Source organism: Amycolatopsis palatopharyngis, assembly GCF_003385185.1.
Taxonomy (GTDB): domain Bacteria; phylum Actinomycetota; class Actinomycetes; order Mycobacteriales; family Pseudonocardiaceae; genus Amycolatopsis; species Amycolatopsis palatopharyngis.
In genome coordinates, this window is sequence record NZ_PQHZ01000001.1 from 214,467 (window position 1) to 228,980 (window position 14,514).

The window sequence follows — 14,514 nt, forward strand, 5'->3', positions numbered from 1 at the left end:
TGTCTGGAGGATGGTAATGACGCCCCACGGAGACGGTGCCGGGCCCACTGACCAGGTCGAACACGTGGACGTGCTGATCATCGGGGCCGGGCTCTCCGGCATCGGCGCGGCCTGCCGGTTGCGCCGTGACCGGCCCGGCTCCAGCATCGCGATCCTGGAGGCCAGGGCCACGATCGGTGGCACCTGGGACCTCTTCCGCTACCCGGGCATCCGCTCCGACTCCGACATGTTCACCCTCGGCTACCGCTTCAAGCCGTGGGAGGACCAGAAGGCCATCGCGGACGGTCCCGCCATTCTGAACTACGTGCACGAGACCGCGCGAGAACACCGCGTCGACTCACTGGTCCGGTTCCACCATCGCGTCGTACATGCCGACTACTCCAGTGGGCAGCGCAGGTGGACCGTGACCGTCGAGCGGACGGACACCGGCGAAACGGTCACCATGACCTGCCGGTTCCTGTTCTGCTGCAGCGGCTACTACCGCTACGACGAGGGGTACACCCCCGACATCCCCGGCGTCGACCGTTTCGCCGGTACGGTCGTGCACCCGCAGCACTGGCCCACCGACCTGGACTACGCGGGCAAGCGCGTCGTGGTCATCGGCAGCGGCGCGACCGCGGTGACCCTGGTGCCCGCGATGGCACCCGACGCCGAGCACGTGACGATGCTGCAGCGCTCACCGACCTACATCATCGCGCAGCCGGGTGTCGATGTCGTCGCGAACCTCTTCCGGAAGATCCTCCCCTCTCCGCTCGCCTACCGAATCTCCCGCTGGAAGAACGTCCTGACGCAGACCGCGGTGTTCCAGCTGAGCAAGTCCCGCCCCGGACTGGTCAAGGCCCTGTTGCGCAGACTCGCCATCGCGCAACTGCCCAAGGACTATCCCGTGGACGTCCACTTCAAGCCGCGGTACAACCCGTGGGACCAGCGACTGTGCCTGGTGCCCGACGGTGATCTCTTCAAGGCCATCCGCCGTGGTGCGGCATCCGTGGTGACCGACAACATCGAAGCCGTCACCGAGACCGGCATCCGGCTGCGATCCGGCGACCAGCTCGACGCCGACGTCATCGTCACCGCGACGGGGCTGAATCTGCTGGTGTTCGGCGGCATCCGGCTCGCGGTGGACGGCGACGAGGTGCACCTGCCCGACACGATGGCCTACAAGGGGATGATGCTCTCCGGGGTGCCCAACTTCGCTTACACAATCGGCTACACGAACGCGTCGTGGACGCTGAAGGCCGATCTGGTCAGCGAGTACATCAGCCGGCTGCTCACGCATATGGACGAGCACGGGTACGACGAGTGCGTTCCCGAACGGGATCCGCGGGTCGAGGAGGAGCCGTTCCTCGACTTCGCGGCGGGGTACGTACTGCGATCGCTCGACAAGTTCCCCAAGCAGGGCGCCGAGGCACCGTGGAAACTGCGGATGAACTACCTCCGCGACGTCGTCACGCTTCGCCACGGCAGTGTCGCCGACGAAGCGATGCGCTTCCGGACCGGAGAACGCAGCCCCGTCCGTAACACGACCGGGTGAACCGGGATCCCAGGCGTCATTCCCGCGCGGCGATCCTCTCTCTACCGACGTGGCGGTAGCCGGCCAGGAAGCCCCCCGACTGGCCGGCTGCCGCTGTGCCCCCCGCACGTTCAGGGCTCAGCGGTCACCTGGGCGGGGATGTGGACGCCGAGTGCTCCCGATGGAGCCAGGACGACCCGGTTCCGGCCGCTCTTCTTCGCCGTATATGTGGCTTCGTCCGCGGCGTGCAGCAAGGTGGTGTATTCGGTGGCCGTATCGGGGTAGAGGGCCGCACCGATGGAGGCGGTGAGCCCGCTGACCGTGGGCGGCTTTCCCGATGTGACGACGGGGACGGAAACCTCGAGGGCGCCGATACCCGCGTTGATGCGATTGGCGACGGCCACGAGCTCCTCCCTGCCTACCCCGGGAAGGAGTGCTACGAACTCGTCACCGCCGTAGCGTCCGACGTAGTCGCCGGCCCGCACCGAGCCCTGAACCGCGCCGGCGATCGCGCGAAGCACCTCGTCGCCCGCGAGGTGCCCGTTGCCGTCGTCGACCGCCTTGAAGTGATCGATGTCGATCATCAGCACGCCTGCCGTCGACTGGATTCGCTCGGCTCGCACCAGTTCCCTGCGGGTGAGTTCGGACCAGAACTCAGGTGCGAGGATCCCGGTCTTGGAGTCGCTTCTCGCGGCCAACTGGAACTGGGGCAACAACAGACCCAGGTGCAGCGCCACCGGAGTGATCATCAGGACGGGCAGCAACCAGGGCCGCAAGGTCACGACGAGGGCGATCCCGCAGCCGATCCCGACGGCGGCGAGCACGATCAGCACGTCGGACGGATTACCGAGCGCGTTGCGGCCGGGCTTGTCCGGATTGGCGATGATGATCATGAAGACCACCAGGACGTAGTTGACCCCGAAATACACCGCACCGGCCAGCAGCAGGGTGATCATGCCGCCGAATCCGTCGACATGGGGCATGTAGGGAGCGAGCCACCCGCCGGTACCGAGATGCAGCACCGCGCCCGCCGCCGTGCAGGCCAGCACGACGGTGGCGGCCGAGTACACCTTGCGATGCGCCACACCCCGGCGCCGGTACACGCGCAGCCAGGAGTGCGTGTAACTGACGACGATCACCACGACGGCCAGCGGGGGCGGCAACAGCAGCAGGCCGGCGAAGATCCAGATCGACTGCAGGTGCATATGCGGATGGCCCTCGGCTCCGAGCTCCCGGATCCGTTCTATGCCCTGTGCTGCCTCGAGATGGACGACCTCCGCGACGAGAATCAGGGCGCACCACAAAAGCGCCTGCCCCGTTACCGGCACCAGTGTCACCGTTGCCGCGACAGCGACGAGCGCGGCGATCTCGACCGCCACAAGCAGCACCAGCACGGGCCGGGACAACCGCCGCACAGGCCAGTCCCGCAGATTGAAACGCAACTGTCGGTCCGGTGAACTGTGTATTCGCCTTCGGACCTTGGACAATCCCATGCGTAGCACCTTCTCCCCCGGGTAGCTCCAGCGAGAGGATGGCCATCGTAATCGCCCAGACGCGGTGTGTCACTAGGCCGGACGGCTCATCGCCGACGACCCGCACACTGTGCCGACACCACCGGAGGTAACCATGTCGAACTTCAACATCCGCGCCCTGCAGAGCGGTCTGTCCACCGGCGGGCGGCGCCGTACCCAGCGCCCGACCGACTGGACGAGGTCATGCCCCACGGACTGGTCGGTCCGTTCCTTGCCCACCGACTGGACCGTTCGTTCGCTGCCCACCGACTGGAGCCGCCCCGCTCCGCAGCGCCCGACCGACTGGACCCGCTTCTGACCGTTCGCGATCAGCGACGCGGACGCGATCCGTCACTTCACGACTGACCCGCCCCACCGGTCGCCGGTCCCGATGTCGAGTCGGGGCCGGGGGCCAGGGCCGCGCGGTGCCATGCACCGGCGGCGGCCGTCGCCGCCACGGTGCCAAGTGCTCCCGCGGTCGCGATCACGAGATGCGGGGCGAGACGTTCGGCCACGAGACCGGCCAGCACCACCCCCGCACCCTGGGACACCCGCAGTGCGGTGATCGCGAGACCGAACGCCTGCGCCCGCTGCGCGTCCGGTGTGAGCTGGACGAACACCGTGCTGGTAACCAGGTTGTACGCGCTGGCTACCCCGGAGATCGTGAACAGCAGCAGCGTCACAGCCAGCCCTGGATCGGGCGCGCATCCGAGCAGCACCGCGCAGGCCAGCACCGGCAACGGCGTCAGCAGCCTTCGCCGGTACACCTCGGGTACGCGGGCGAGCAGCGCCATACCCAGCACGCTTCCCGTGGCGAAAGCACCGAGCAGCAGGCCGACGGTCACCGAACCGCCTCCGAGTTCCGCGGCATACGGCGCGGCCAATGCCTCGCCCGCGATGTAGAAGCCGGAAACGCAACCCAGCGCCACCAGCGATCGCAGGCGCCGATCCGACCACACGAGCCGGACTCCCGCCCGCACCAGACGCCACCACGCCCCATCGCCGGTCGAGCTTCCCGTGCTCGGTGCCGCCGCCGCCCTGGGCCTGAGGCCCGTCAGCAACAGCAGCGCAGAGACCCCGAAGCTGGCGGCGTCCGCCGCGAGCGCACCGCTGGGCCCCAGCCAGGCCACGAGCACTCCTCCCCCGGCGAACCCGACGACCTGCCCGCTCTGCACGACCATCGACAACAACCCCATGGCGCTGACGAACTGGCGGCCGGACACGACGTGCGTGAGCAGCGCCGTCCTGGCGGCGTTCCACGGCGGGTTGAGCAACTGGACGCCGACGAGCAGGGCACCAACCAGCGGCAACGGCATGCCCGGTACCGCCATCAACCCCACCAGAACGACCCTGGCAAGATCCGAGACGACCAGCACGGTGCGTCTCGGGTACCGGTCGGCCAGCCCCGACAACAGTGGCCCGCCAAGCAGATCCGGCAGGAACGTCGCCGCGTACACGGTCGCCGCCCACCCGGGCGAGCCCGTCCGGTCGAAAACCAGGATCGACAACGCCACCCTGGCCAACTGGTCCCCCACCACGGTGACCAGCTGGGCGGCGAACAGCGACCGGAACTCCCCAACCGCGAGCACCTCGCGGAACCTCGCCGGGTGTGGGTCCGGTACGACCATCCCCGCCTCCGCAGGCCGACACCGCCTGGAACATCCATGACCGGCAGCGCTCGCCGGTGGATCTGGAGTATCGCAGCATTCCGAAGCCGACGCCGACCCCAGGCAGGAGGACCGTCGGCGTCGGCCGGGGCGGCGCGGCGGGATCAGCCGCGCCTGTACTCCTCCCAGGTCACCTTCGTGACCTGAGGGCCGTCGTCACGGGCGCGGCTGGCGAGACCGTTGTATCCGAGGTAGTAATCGCCTGCCTGGTGCTGTGCGGCGGATGACTGATCCGGATCGTTCACGGCGATGGCGTGGATGTGATAGGCCCAGTTGCCCTGGGCGGGGGTGCGCAGCCAGGCCGCGAAACCCACGTTGCGCAGCTTCCGGACGACATCCGTCCGGGTGCTCGTACTCATCCCCCGCACCGAGAGATCCAACGCACCGCCACCGTCGTGGGTGCCCGCCGATCCACCGACGCCACCCGGGTTGTACGAACCCTGCGTCACCGACAGCTGCCTGCCCAGCAGCCCCTCGGCCGCCACAAGCATCGCCTTGGTACGGGTGTTCATGGTCGCACCGTGGTAGGTGATCCTGCTGCCCGCCGACACAAGGTTGGTGACGGTGTAGCGCTGGCTGCCCAGCTTCCGCAGTGAGGCAGGGCCCGGCAATCCGGAGGCGTCGATGCCGGTGTAGCCGAGAGAGCGCTGGTAGGCGGCATACCCGGAGATGGTCGCCGTGCCGAAGTGGCCATCGACGTACTTTCCGTCCAGCAGCCCCTTGGCGGTCAGCGCTTCCTCCACCAGCGACACGCTGGCCTTGCTGCCCGGGGTCAGCGCGGTGTCGGCTCTGCGCGGATCGATCTGTGCCGCCTTGAGCACGGCCTCCATATTGGCCGATGGCAATGCCATCGCGGCTTCATCGCGTTCGGCCACGGCCGGCGTGGCCACGGAGAGCACCATGGCGGTTCCCGCCGTCAGCACGGCGGCCCTGGTACGCAGACCACGCCTTCTGTCCGAGGCCGGGAGATTCGCCACCGGTGTTCCAGCGCCATTCCAGGCCATCCATGACCACATCCGCATAGCCGTCCTCCGTAGGTCTGAAGCACACGTGCGCTCAGCCTTCGTGACGGAAGTACAACTGGCGTACAAGCCGCCCCGCGACAACACGGATCACCCGCCACGCCGCTCATGATCGCCAGCAGCGAATCCCCCACGCTGTGGGCGAACGCGGCCCCATTCCTCGGTGTTCGCCCCATACCGTCGGTGTCACAAACGAACTTCGAGCAGAGGCGGGCAACGATGGCAGTGGATCTGGTTCCGGACATGAAGACAACGGCCACCGCGACGTCCATCAACGAATCGGTATACGAGCAGTTGCTGCGCGACCGAATCGTCTTCCTCGGTTCGGAGGTCACCGACGAGGTAGCCAACCGCGTCGTCGCGCAACTCCTGTTGCTCGCCGCGAACGACCCAGCCGAGGACATCACGTTCTACATCAACTCACCGGGCGGCTCGGTCACCGCCGGAATGGCCATCTACGACACTCTCCGGCTCATCAAGCCGGACGTGTCGACCTGGGGACTCGGTTTCGTCGCCTCCATGGGGCAGTTCCTGCTGTCCTCCGGGACACCGGGCAAGCGCTACCTGTTGCCCAACACCCGGATAGTCATGCACCAACCCTCCGCTGGTATCGGTGGCGCGGCCAGTGACATCGCCATCCAGGCCGAGGTGTTCGGCAAGATGAAACGGCGAATCGCCGAGATCACGGCCCGGCAGACCGGTCAGCCGTTGGAACGGATCATCGCTGACGCGGACCGCGATCGCTGGTTCGACGCCGAGGAAGCACTGACATACGGCTTTGTCGACCACATCGTCGGGGACGAGCGGGGCGTCCCCGGCTGAGCCGGGGACCGGTCCCTGCTCAACCGGTGCCGACCGGGCGGTCCACATCCCTTGGCAGTCCGAGCATGCGCTCACCGATCACGTTGAGCTGAACCTCGGTGGTGCCACCGTAGATCGTCATCGCCCTGCAGGCGATCACCTGGTCCATCCACTTGTCACTGGGTTCACCCTGTACCGCGACCACACCAGCGACACCGAGTTCGGCCAGGCAGAACTCGGCGATCCGCTGCCCGAACCGCATACTCAGGAACTTGCCGACGCTCGAGGTCGTACTGACGTCCACACCGGACAGTTGACGGAGAACCGTTCGCGCGCCGAGCAGGTCGAGCACCTGGTTCTCGCAGACGAACTCACCGAGCCGCTGGGTCGCGATAGCGTCCAGCTCCCGGCCTTCGGCGAACCTGAGCAGATCGGCCAGAGTCGGATAGGAAGCGTTACCGCGGCCGAGGGCCACCCGCTCGCTGGACAGCGTGGCCCGCGCCACGGTCCACCCCTGCCCAGGTTCGCCCACCACACAGTCGTCCGGAACGAAGACGTCGTCGAGGAACACCTCGTTGAACAACTGTGAGCCCGTTGCCTCACGCAGCGGCCGCACCGTCACGCCCGGGCTGGACATATCCAGGATGAAGTAGGTGATGCCTTCGTGCTTCGGGGCGTGCGGGTCGGTTCGGGCGATCAGCATGGCCCAGTCGGCGAACTGGGCCACCGTGGTCCAGATCTTCTGGCCGCTGACTCGCCAGCCACCATCGACCCTTTCGGCCTTTGTGGACAGTGACGCGAGGTCAGAACCGGCGCCGGGTTCGGAGAACAGCTGGCACCACACCACTTCCCCGCGCAGAGTTGGCACGACCACTCGCTGCTTCTGTTCCTCCGTACCGAACGCCACGATGGGTGGTACCGCCCAGCCGCCCATCAACAGTTCGGGCAGCTGCACTCCGGCTCGGTTGAGCTCCTCGCCGATCACTACCTGTTCCAACGGTCCCGCACCGCGTCCGTACGGGCGGGGAAGGTGCGGCTGTACCCAACCGCCGTCACCGAGCGCGACAAGCTGTTCGTCCGGGTCGAGCGCGGCGATCTCCGCCACAGCGGACCGGATGTCACCCCGGACGGCTTCCGCTTCCTCGGGCAGATCGATCCGGATGTCCCTGGAATCTCCGGAGAGTGCGTGTCGCGCGACCTTCGCTTTCCACTGCTCGCCGCGGCCGAGCAGGCCGCGCAGGGTGAGCGCACGCCGGTAGTACAGGTGCGCGTCGTGCTCCCAGGTGAATCCGATCCCGCCGAGTACCTGTACGCAGTCGGCACCACAGTGCACGGCCGCGTCAGGGGCGACCACCGCCGCCACCGCCGCGGCGAGATCGGCACTCTCGTCACCGGCGTCCAATGCGCGCGCGGCGTCCCATACCGCGGCACGGGCCCGCTCCAGTTCGATGCCCATGGCGGCGCACTTGTGCTTGACCCCCTGGAACTGCCCGATCGGCCTGCCGAACTGCACGCGTACCTGTGCGTACTCAGCGGCCGTCGAGGTGCACCAGGATGCGACACCGACGGCTTCGGCGCCGAACACCACCGCAGCGATCGAACGGACCCGTTCCTCGGTGAGACCGCCGAGGAGTCGTCCAGCGGGCACCGCCAGGTCATCGGCCGTCACCAACGCCGACCGGCGGACGACATCCAGGCTGTCCCGCTCCCTTACCGTCAGATCGGCCTTGTCCAGCACCACCCACTGGACGCCGTCACCGATACGAGCAGGCAGGAGCAGCAGGTCGGCGACCGCTCCGCCGAGCACACCGACCGTCGTACCGGAGACGGTCACCCCCTCGGCCGTCGTCGCGGCCTCCAGCGGCTCGGCGAGGCCAACCGCCGCGGTGAGCGAGCCGTCGGCGAGACCCGGCAGCAACTCGCCGCGCACCTTGGCATCGGAGGCGACCAGCAACGCCGAGGCGAGCACGGTCGGCAGCAACGGACCCGGCTGCGCGCGACGGCCCAGTGCTTCCAGCGCGACCGCCAGCTCAAGCAGCCCGGCACCCGCGCCGCCGTGCTCCTCGGGAACGTGCAGACCGAGCAACCCCTGACCGCCGAGATCGGCCCAGAACGGCGGTAGCGATTCCGTCCTGGCTTCCACGGCCGCCCTCAGGACGCTCGTGTCGATATGCCGCTCGGCGAACCCGCGCACCGAGTCCGCCAACGCGGTGTGCTCCTCGGTGAGCCCCAGTCCGAGTTCGAAACTGTTGTTGGCCATGACGATCTCCTTTTCAGGCCCAGTCGGTGAGTTGCTGGTCGATGCCTTCGACCGTCCACGGCCCTTCGGTCTCCACGGTCCGCTCTCCTCGCCAGCCGCCCAGCTCGGAGATCGCGCCACCCTGCACGGCGAAGACCTTTCCGGTGAACGGGCACTTCTCCGTACCCAGGTACGCGACGATCGGCGCGATATTGGCCGGGCTGAACGCGTCGAACTCACCCTCGGGCACCTCCTGGGCGAAAATCGCGCCCATCCCCGGCGTCGCCAGCGTGAGGCGGGTACGGGCGATCGGCGCGATCGCGTTGACCCGGACGCCATACCGATCGAGTTCTTCGGCAGCCACCAGGGTGAGTGCGGCGATACCCGCCTTGGCCGCACCGTAGTTCGCCTGACCCGCGTTCGGCATGAACGTCCCGGACGCCGAGGCGGTGTTGATCACCGAGGCCCGTACCGTGTCCCCTGCCTTCGTCCTCGCCTTCCAGTACTCGGCGGCGTGGCGCAGTGGTGCGAAATGCCCCTTGAGATGGACCGCGATCACCGAGTCCCATTGTTGTTCGCTCATCCCGGCGATGAAGGCGTCGCGCAGGATCCCGGCGTTGTTCACCAGGATGTCCAGCCTGCCGAACTCGGAGACTGCCTGCTCGACCAGTTGGCCCGCTCCGGCCCAGTTCGCGACGTCGTTGGTGTTGGCCACGGCCTTTCCGCCCGCCGCGACGATCTCGTCGACGACCTGCTGCGCGGGTCCCGAATCCGATCCTGCCCCGTCGTTCGCGCCGCCGAGGTCGCTCACGACCACCGACGCGCCTTCCTTCGCGTACAGCAGTGCGTGTTCACGGCCGATGCCCCGGCCCGCGCCGGTGATGATCGCGACGCGCCCGTCGAGTGCTCCCATGATGGGTGGATCTCCTTACTGAGTGAGTGGTGCCGCGAGTTCGGCGAGACCGTCCTTGACGACGAGGTCACCGTCCACAGTGGTCTCGTAGGCATAGGTTCCGCCCGCACCCGACCAGATGCGGGTGGTCAGTTCCTGGCCGGGGAGTACCGGTTTGGCGAACCGGACGGCGAGCCTGCGCAGGTCCTCCACCCTGGACTCGCCCACCTTCGTGAGTACTGCCCATGACGTGAACGCCATCGTGCAGAGGCCGTGCGCGATGATCCCCGGCAGGCCGGACATTCGGGCCAGCTCGTCGTCGAGGTGGATCGGCATCGGGTCGCCGGACGCGGGCGAGTACCGGAAAGTCTGGTCCTCGTCGACTCGTGCGACCACCTCCGCGACCGGTTCCGAACTCCGCAGCGTTTCGTCGAAGGCATGCCCCGGAGCTTGTGTCCCGGCCTGGATACCCGCGTCGGCCTTACGGAAGAACGCGGTCATCCACTGTTCGTTAACCAGCGCTCCCCCGGCATCCTTGGTTTCGGTGTGCACGACCACGGCCGTCCCGTTCGGTCTGCCAACGACACCCACAGGCCGGGCACGGGAAGTGAGCTCGTCGCCAGGGCGGATCGGCCGGTGGAACCGGAAGTCCTGCTCGCCGTGCACCAGCCGGGGCAGCAGCTCCACTGGCGCGACCGAAAGAGCCGCGGGCACCAGGGAGTTGAACACCGGCACGATCGCGAACACCGGAGGGGCGATCTCGCCGTCCCGGTGCCGCTCGATCGGGTCGTTGGTCGCGCCCGCGTACTGCGCGATCCGCTCGGCGGTGACCTCGAAGGTGTCCGGCTCGCTCCACTGCCCGAGACCGGACTCGTCGAACGCGGGAGCGGTCATCTCAAACCCCGCTCACGCACGTGCTCGGCCCGCGCATTCAGGCGACCAGTTCGGCGAGCTTGGCCACCGACTTGTCCAGTTCGGCCTTCGTGCTCTTACCCACGGCCGCGCCGATGGGACCGACGATCATCTGGCCGGTGAACTCGGCGTCGATATCGGCCTGGCTGCCCGCGCCCTCGGCCCGCACCGACAGGGTGAAGGACACCTTCACGCCGGCCATGCCCGTGCCGCTGATCTTCAGTGAGTGCGGTGCGTCGTACTCCTCGACCGTCCACTCGATTTTGTTGGCCATGCCCATCACCGAGACGACCTCGGTGATCTTGGTGCCGACGTTGATCTCGGACGGCAGCTCCCCACTCCACTTCTGGTGGATGGTCAGCCATTCCTCGAACCGGCTCAGGTCGGACATCGTCGCCCAGGTCTTCTCAGGCGTGCTGGGCAGTTCGACGGTGACGTTCACTTTCGTCATGGTGGATCTTCTCCCTTTCGTGTTTCGGATGTGACGTACTGCGGTATCGGTTGGTGTCAGCGCTCGGCTGGCCGGTAGGCGGTCACCACGACGGCGCCACCGAGGCCGATGTTGTGTTGCAGGGCAACCGTTGCGCCGTCGACCTGTCGCTTTTCCGCGGTTCCTCGCAGCTGCCAGGTGAGTTCGGAGCACTGGGCCAGACCGGTCGCGCCGAGCGGGTGACCCTTCGAGATGAGACCGCCCGAAGGGTTGACCACCCAGCGTCCGCCGTAGGTGGTGTCGCCCGCGTCGACGAGCTTGCCGCCCGCACCCTCCGGACACAGCCCCAGTGCCTCGTACGTGATCAGCTCATTGGTGGAGAAGCAGTCATGCAGTTCGATGACGTCCACATCGGATGGTTCGATACCCGCCTGCTCGTAGACCTTCCGCGCAGCGGTGCGGGTCATGTCCGCCCCGACCAGGCTGATGGCGCTCTGGTCCTCGAAAGTGCTCGGAAGGTCGGTCACCATCGCCTGCCCCGCGATCTCCACAGCCTGAGCGGCCAGCCCGTGCCGGTCGACGAAGTCAGCACTGGCGACGATCACGGCCCCCGAGCCGTCGGATGTGGGCGAACACTGCAGCTTCGTCAACGGGTCGTAGACCGGCTTCGCCGCGAGCACCTCCTCGAGGGTGTACTCGTCGCGGAACTGGGCGTACGGGTTGTTCACCGAATGCCGATGGTTCTTCACCGCGATCCCGGCGAACTGCTCAACCGTCGTGCCGTATCGCCGCATGTGCTCCCGTCCCGCGGCGCCGAACATGTACGGCGCGGGCGGCATGGCGAACTCCTGCAACTCCGCGAGCGCGAGCAGGTGCTTCATCATCGGCTGCTCGCGATCCTCGAAGGTCGCGCCGAGCGAACCGGGCTGCATCTTCTCGAAGCCCAGCGCCAGCGCGCAGTCCGCGCTCCCGCTGCGCACGGCCTGCGTCGCGAGGAAGAGGGCGGTGGAACCGGTCGAACAGTTGTTGTTGACGTTCACCACCGGGATACCCGTGAGCCCGAGTTCGTAGACCGCGCGCTGCCCCGAGGTGGACTCGCCGTAGACGTAGCCAACGTAGGCCTGCTCGATCCGCGCATAGTCGATACCCGCGTCCGTCAGCGCGTTAGTTCCCGCCTCCCGCGCCATGTCCGGATAGTCCCAGTCCCTGCCTCCGGGCTTCTCGAACTTCGTCATCCCGACGCCGATCACATACGCCTTGCCGCCCACCGGGCCTCCTAGATCGCTCGTCACGTTGCTGAGACAGTGTGTATCACTTAGATGTGTGTGACAAGATGTATCGCATATTTCGCCGGAAGTTAGGGTGACGCCATGCTCAACGCGGCGAACACGAGCCCGGAGGTGGACGGCCGGTCGACCCGCTGGGACGTGCACAAGGCTCAGCGGCGGCTCGAGGTACTCGACGCCGCGGTCGCGGCGATCGAGGAAAACGGCCCGGCCGTCGGCGTCAAACAGATCGCCGACCGGGTCGGCGTCCCCCGGCCGGTGGTCTACCGCCATTTCAAGGACCGTGCCGATCTCGACGAGCAGATCCGGCGGCGGATCATCGACTCACTGATGGCCGAGCTCTCGCCGACACTGCAGCCGGACGGCACGGTCACCGAGTCGATCCGCCGAGCGGTGGACACCTACCTCGGCTGGATCGACCGGCACCCGAGGCTGCATGCCTTCCTCGGGGAGAACACCCGCGCGACCGCGGGCGGGTCCCCGGTGGTCGCGGGAACGAAGACGGCCATCGCGGTGCAGGCGGGACAACTGTTCTCCGCCGTACTCGCCCGGTTCGGCAAGGACACGGACCTCGCGCCGGCCATCGCTTTCGGCGTGGTGGGATTCGTGGACGCGACGGTCAACCGATGGCTCGCGGACAGGCAGCGCACCCTGACCGGCACCCAGTTGGCCGAGTTCCTCACGACCTCCATCTGGTCACTTCTCGACGGCAACCTGAAGGCCTTGGGAGTCGAGGTCGATCCGCAGCACACGGTGGCCGAACTGCTCGACGGGTGAGTCTTCGAACCTCACGGCGAACGAACCGGTTCGTGCGCGAATCGGGCCAGCCCACACGTGGCCGCCTATCCGGCGGCGATCACTCGCGCTCGTCCTTCACCTGGTGGAACCGATGGTGAGCGATCAGAATGTCTGCGATGCGGAGGTATCGGTCGCGCCGAGAAGAGCTCGCGCCCGCGATGTCAGCTAGTCAACGGGAGGTGGTCCGTGCCATTGCAAGGCCCTGAAACTTCGCGTCCGAGGTTGATGCGTCCGGCCGGTCCTGGCCGCTCGGAGGCAGCGCCTATCGAGCTCTTCTTCGATCTCGTCTATGTCTTCGCGATCGTCCAGATCTCGCACACGCTACTGGCCGACCTGAGCTGGTTGGGTGCGCTACGCGTGGCTGTCCTGTTCGGAGCCGTGTGGTGGGCGTGGAACTACTCGGCCTGGGCGATGAACTGGCTCGACCCGCGCAGTGGGTTGGTCCGGTTACTCAACGCCGCGCTCATGCTGGCGGCATTGGGAATGTCGCTGGCGCTACCCCACGCGTTCGACGAGGACGGGCTGCTTTTCGTGGCCTGTTACGTGGGCGCGCAGGTCCTGCGGGCTGGGTTCATGGCCATCGCGATGCGCGGGCACGTCCTGGGCGGAAACTACACCAACTTACTGGCATGGAGTGCGACCGCGGGCGTCATCTGGATCGCCGGCGCCCTTGTCCCACCCGATCTGCGGCTGGCCGTATGGCTGGTCGCACTCGTCGTCGACGTCGCGGCACCGCGGTTCAACTACCGTTTCCCCGGGCTCGGAGCGGCACCGATGAGCACCTGGCCAACCGACCCGGAACATCTCGCCGAGCGGAATCGGCTCGTCTTCATCATCGCCCTGGGCGAATCCATCCTCATCATGGGCTTCACGCTGTCCGAATTGGATCCGGTCCCTCCCGGCGCCGTGCTCGCGACGCTACTCGGGTTCGCCGGCCTGTTCGTGCAGTGGTGGAACTACTTCGCCCTCGCCGGACACGACACCCAGGCAAGCCGGGGCTACGGGAACACTGCCGCACTGCGCTCAGCTTTCGCCTACGCGCATGCCCTCATGGTCGGCGGAGCCATCATCGTCGCGGTGTCGATCGAGGTACGAATAACGCATCCGGAGAACGAGCCGACGATCGTGTTCACCAGTGTCGGCGGTCCGCTGGTGTACCTACTCGGCAACATCCTGTTTCTCCGCTCTCGCACCGGATCGGTGGCCCAGTCCCGTTACGGGGCGATGGCCGCGCTCGTGCTCATCGGCGTCGCGGGTCTGTTGCTCGGACACTCGGTGCCGTCACTGGTCGTCGGGGTCGCCACCACCACCGTCATGGCCGCGCTCGCCGTGATCACCCAGGTCTCCGGCTCCCGGACACGAGCCGGAACTGATCCGCCAGCTTCCTCCGGCGGGGGCGATGTCTGAGTCGGCACAACCTGCCGGCTATCCAGGCGCGGCGCC

Annotated in this window: 13 protein-coding genes; 5 read left to right on the plus strand and 8 right to left on the minus strand. The window is 67.3% G+C overall.

The genetic code is table 11. From position 1 onward, the window contains the following. Positions 1-16: 16 nt before the first annotated feature. Entirely contained in the window at positions 17-1,534 is a 1,518-nt protein-coding gene (locus tag D0C15_RS01025) for a flavin-containing monooxygenase (RefSeq protein ID WP_162829862.1), read from the plus strand. 110 nt (positions 1,535-1,644) lie between these two features. On the opposite strand, the gene D0C15_RS01030 is transcribed toward D0C15_RS01025, so the two are convergent. Next, the gene (locus D0C15_RS01030; protein WP_245975503.1) at positions 1,645-3,006 is read right to left on the minus strand and encodes a sensor domain-containing diguanylate cyclase; all 1,362 of its coding nucleotides are present in this window, start codon (positions 3,004-3,006) and stop codon (positions 1,645-1,647) included. Between the two features lie 133 nt (positions 3,007-3,139). Between D0C15_RS01030 and D0C15_RS01035 the strand changes: the two genes are divergently transcribed. Further along, positions 3,140-3,343 carry a hypothetical protein gene (locus tag D0C15_RS01035; protein WP_116040503.1) on the plus strand — a complete coding sequence of 68 codons (204 nt, stop codon included), beginning with the start codon at positions 3,140-3,142 and terminating at the stop codon, positions 3,341-3,343. A gap of 37 nt (positions 3,344-3,380) precedes the next feature. On the opposite strand, the gene D0C15_RS01040 is transcribed toward D0C15_RS01035, so the two are convergent. Continuing rightward, entirely contained in the window at positions 3,381-4,652 is a 1,272-nt protein-coding gene (locus D0C15_RS01040; protein WP_116040504.1) for an MFS transporter, read from the minus strand. Positions 4,653-4,795: 143 nt separating this feature from the next. Further along, positions 4,796-5,632: a peptidoglycan-binding domain-containing protein gene (locus D0C15_RS01045; protein ID WP_116040581.1), complete on the minus strand. Its 837-nt coding sequence runs from the start codon at positions 5,630-5,632 to the stop codon at positions 4,796-4,798. Between the two features lie 300 nt (positions 5,633-5,932). Here D0C15_RS01045 and D0C15_RS01050 point away from each other — a divergent pair, with 300 nt between their 5' ends. Continuing rightward, positions 5,933-6,535, plus strand: coding sequence for a ClpP family protease (locus D0C15_RS01050; RefSeq protein ID WP_116040582.1), 603 nt, complete (start codon positions 5,933-5,935; stop codon positions 6,533-6,535). A gap of 19 nt (positions 6,536-6,554) precedes the next feature. Here the strand turns inward: D0C15_RS01050 and D0C15_RS01055 are convergent, their stop codons facing one another. From D0C15_RS01055 to D0C15_RS01075, 5 genes are read right to left on the minus strand one after another with little or no spacing between them, the layout of a single operon-like run. Then, positions 6,555-8,774, minus strand: coding sequence for an acyl-CoA dehydrogenase family protein (locus D0C15_RS01055; RefSeq protein WP_116040505.1), 2,220 nt, complete (start codon positions 8,772-8,774; stop codon positions 6,555-6,557). 13 nt (positions 8,775-8,787) lie between these two features. Then, a complete protein-coding gene (locus tag D0C15_RS01060) occupies positions 8,788-9,666 on the minus strand; it encodes an SDR family oxidoreductase (protein ID WP_116040506.1) in 879 nt (292 codons plus the stop codon). A 15-nt stretch (positions 9,667-9,681) separates the two neighbouring features. After that, on the minus strand, positions 9,682-10,539 hold the full coding sequence (locus D0C15_RS01065; protein WP_116040507.1) for a MaoC/PaaZ C-terminal domain-containing protein: 858 nt from the start codon (positions 10,537-10,539) through the stop codon (positions 9,682-9,684). A gap of 37 nt (positions 10,540-10,576) precedes the next feature. Then, positions 10,577-11,008 carry a type II toxin-antitoxin system Rv0910 family toxin gene (locus tag D0C15_RS01070; protein ID WP_116040508.1) on the minus strand — a complete coding sequence of 144 codons (432 nt, stop codon included), beginning with the start codon at positions 11,006-11,008 and terminating at the stop codon, positions 10,577-10,579. A 56-nt stretch (positions 11,009-11,064) separates the two neighbouring features. Next, positions 11,065-12,255, minus strand: a complete 1,191-nt coding sequence (locus D0C15_RS01075) for a lipid-transfer protein (protein ID WP_116040509.1) — start codon at positions 12,253-12,255, stop codon at positions 11,065-11,067. A gap of 102 nt (positions 12,256-12,357) precedes the next feature. Here D0C15_RS01075 and D0C15_RS01080 point away from each other — a divergent pair, with 102 nt between their 5' ends. Next, positions 12,358-13,050, plus strand: a complete 693-nt coding sequence (locus D0C15_RS01080; RefSeq protein WP_116040510.1) for a TetR/AcrR family transcriptional regulator — start codon at positions 12,358-12,360, stop codon at positions 13,048-13,050. Between the two features lie 246 nt (positions 13,051-13,296). Beyond that, a complete protein-coding gene (locus D0C15_RS01085; RefSeq protein WP_116040511.1) occupies positions 13,297-14,478 on the plus strand; it encodes a low temperature requirement protein A in 1,182 nt (393 codons plus the stop codon). Positions 14,479-14,514: the final 36 nt, after the last annotated feature.